Below are 299 nucleotides of genomic sequence, written 5' to 3'. Positions count from 1 at the left end.
GTGGCCACGTCCGCCGACAGGGACGCGGCCGCCTCGGGGGCGACGAGGCCGGAGCGGCCGGCGTAGATCCGCACGGTCCCGGCGAGGTGCGACCCGGCCCATCCGGCGAGCGCCGCGGCGCCGTCGCGCCGGTCGGCGAAGCAGTCGGTCAGCTCGCCCGTCATGGTCACGGCGTGCAGGGCCGCGCCGCGGGCCCAGCCGGGGGCGGCCTCCAGCGCCCGGTCGAGGGCCGGCAGGCCCTGCCAGAGCGGGCACGGCACCTGGGCGGCGGCCGCGACCCGGCCGCCCTCGACCAGGGC

The 299-nt window shown here is 81.9% G+C and carries 1 pseudogene; it reads right to left on the bottom strand.

The window, feature by feature from the left end:
- A pseudogene (locus ACLBYB_RS33200) lies at nt 1-299 on the bottom strand (hydantoinase/oxoprolinase family protein); the annotation flags it as partial.

The sequence above is a fragment of the Methylobacterium sp. D54C genome (assembly GCF_053345595.1).
The sequence above is the reverse complement of the archived record's forward strand: the minus strand, read 5'-3'. Positions and strand labels throughout refer to the sequence as shown.